We start from the raw sequence: 2527 nt of genomic DNA, 5'->3' as shown, positions 1-2527 counted from the left end.
GTAAGCAGTCCTTCAGCAACGCCTCTCAGCACGTTGCAGGCATAGCCCAAGGCAAGAGAGCAGCGTAGTCATCGGCAGTCGTCGCCAACGGGAGTTTCCTGAACAGCCAGACGAGATACTGGTACGAGTCGATACCGTTGGCCTTGCAGGTTTCGACCAGCGAGTAGAGATTGGCACTGGCGTTGGCGCCAGCCACGGTCGTCGCGAACAGCCATCCCTTTCTTCCGAGAACAAACGGGCGGATCGCGTTCTCGCAGGGATTGTTGGAGATCGGCCATGTGCCATCCTCCACGTAGCGCACGAGCTTGGGCCACTGGCCGTGGAGATACTGCATTGCGCGGCCCAAGAGGCTGCCCGGCACCACGATTGGCAACTGCTCGCGCAGCAGCGCCTCGATCGCCCACAGGACGTGCGTGCTGTAGCGCTGGCGCAGCCGTTGTCTGCGCGCCGGTGACCAGTCTGCCGAACGTGCTTCTGCCGCGAACAGCCTGCCGACGAGCTTGACGAAGCGCGTGGCCGTCAACTGCGGGGTGCGTGCCGCCTTCGGCACCGCCTCCTCGGCCTTGATGAAGCCGCGGCGCGCGTGGGCCCAGCAGCCCAAGTGGACGAGCTGGTTGTCCAGCGCCAGGCCGTTGTAGAGTTCATAGCCGTCGGTGATCAATGCCGTGCCGGGACGGATGCCAGCATAGATCGCCTTGGCATGCGCCGCACCACGCCCAGGGGCGTAGCTGAACAGCCGCACGGGCGGCCCCGAGCCGTTCATTTGCACCCAGACATAGCTCTTGGCCTGCGCTCGCCGTCCTGGCTCCTTCAGAACCTGGAAGGTCGTCTCGTCGCCATGGATCAGATCCGACTCGAACAGCGTGTCGCGCATCAGGTTGATCACGGGCTGCACGGCCAAGCCAACGCGTACCATGCTGGCGGCAATCGTGTTGGCCGAGATGTCGCCGCCGAAGCGGCGCAGCAAGCCGGCTTGGCGGTACAGCGGCATACCAAACTGGTACTTGCCGGTGGCAATCCACGCCAGCGCCGATTCGGTGAACAGGCCACGGGGGATGATGCGTGCCGGTGCCGGCGTGACCTTGATGCCCAGATCGCAGCACGGGCAGGCGTACTTGACGCGCTGGTGCTGGATGACGCGGACCTGTTCGGGAATCACGTCGAGCTGCTCGCTGGTCTCGACACCGATCTCGACCAGAGCATGACCATCGTTCGCGCAGAAGCGCTCGGACTCGGGCAGGTCGTGGCGCACCACCTCGCGCGGCAGATTGGGGTCCAGGGGCTTGCGGCCGCGCTTCTTGCGCGTGTGTGCGGCGACCTTTGTGCCGGGCACATCTTCCAGTGCCGGTTGCGCGCCGGCCGTCAGGGCTTCGGCTTCGTTGAACAGACCGAGCTGGCCTGCATCGCGAGCCTCGCTGGTCGCGCCGAACAGTTCGCGGCGGTAGGCCCGCAGCCGCTCCTCGGCGAGATCACGTTCGGCCTTAACCAGCCGCAACTCGCTGCGCAGAGCATCGCGCTCTGCGAGCAGTTCCTGGAGTTCTTCGGCGCTGATTGTGATGGGCATGTCGGCTTGGACCGACATGCCCATGTGCAGTTCAGCTCGCGCGTGCGTAGAAACGCTGCGGATGCTTCTTGACGACGGCAATGTCGATGCCGTCCAGCAACCAGTGCAACTGCTCGACGCTCAGCTTGACGACGTCGACCGTGTCGGGCCAGATGAAGCGGTCGGCTTCCAGGCGTTTGAGCAACATCCAGAAGCCGTTGCCGTCCCAGCCGAGGATCTTGATGCGGTCGCGCCGGCGATTGCCGAACACGTACAGTGCCTGTGCCATCGGATTGAGCGACATCGCCTGCTCGACCAGGATCGACAGGCCGTTGATGCCCAGACGGAAGTCCACGGCCTCGCGATGCAGAAAGACCTTCAGGCCGTCGTCGAACCGAAACATGGCTGCCTCCCCAGCATCTGGATGATCGCCGCCATGGCCTCGATGTTCGCCTCGTTCAGATCGAACTCGACTCCATTGGGAAGCCGCACGTGCAGAGCAACGGTCAGGGCCTGTGGTTGCGGCGCTGTCGCCCTTGGCGCAGACGCTGTCACGACCGGTACAAACGCAGTCGCGGCCTGGCTTGCCGTGGCTTCACTTGCCGGCTGAGCCGGGATGTCGATACACACACCATCGAGGTGGCCCGCGTCCGGTGCTTCGGGTATGACCGCTTGGGGCGGCTGCGTTGCCTCCTGCCACGCTTGCTCCCGCTCCATCAGATACCGCGTGATCCACTTGCGCAGCAGATTGGCGTTGACGCCGCAGGTCTGCGCCATGCGGGCGACCGATGTGCCCGGCTTCAGGCAGGCCTCAACCAACGCGCGTTTGCTTTGCTCGTCGAACTTGCGACGGCCGTCCTTGCGCGATTCAAGCACTCTCAACTCAGGGATCGTCTGTTCCATAGGTGTCCACCTTGTGTAGGTGGACACCATCATCCCTACTCATCGACTACCTCGGTAGGGCGTGTTTGAAGGACGGCTTAC

General features: G+C 63.9%; 3 protein-coding genes. All 3 read right to left on the bottom strand.

Annotated elements, in window-relative coordinates:
• Positions 1–25: 25 nt before the first annotated feature.
• Genes JYJ84_RS33955 through JYJ84_RS33945 form a run of 3 tightly spaced genes read right to left on the bottom strand, consistent with a single transcriptional unit; the run spans position 26 to position 2446 of the window.
• Positions 26–1582: an IS66 family transposase gene (locus JYJ84_RS33955; RefSeq protein WP_374102155.1), complete on the bottom strand. Its 1557-nt coding sequence runs from the start codon at positions 1580–1582 to the stop codon at positions 26–28.
• A gap of 13 nt (positions 1583–1595) precedes the next feature.
• A complete protein-coding gene (tnpB, locus tag JYJ84_RS33950; protein WP_205190083.1) occupies positions 1596–1946 on the bottom strand; it encodes an IS66 family insertion sequence element accessory protein TnpB in 351 nt (116 codons plus the stop codon).
• Positions 1922–2446, bottom strand: coding sequence for a transposase (locus tag JYJ84_RS33945; protein ID WP_205190082.1), 525 nt, complete (start codon positions 2444–2446; stop codon positions 1922–1924). The genes tnpB and JYJ84_RS33945 overlap by 25 nt, the downstream gene beginning before the upstream one ends.
• Positions 2447–2527: the final 81 nt, after the last annotated feature.

It is taken from the genome of Burkholderia sp. LMG 13014, assembly GCF_905232215.1.
In the GTDB taxonomy this organism is placed as follows: Bacteria; Pseudomonadota; Gammaproteobacteria; order Burkholderiales; family Burkholderiaceae; genus Burkholderia.
Note: the sequence above shows the minus strand (reverse complement) of the source record. Positions and strands in the feature narration are given on the sequence as shown.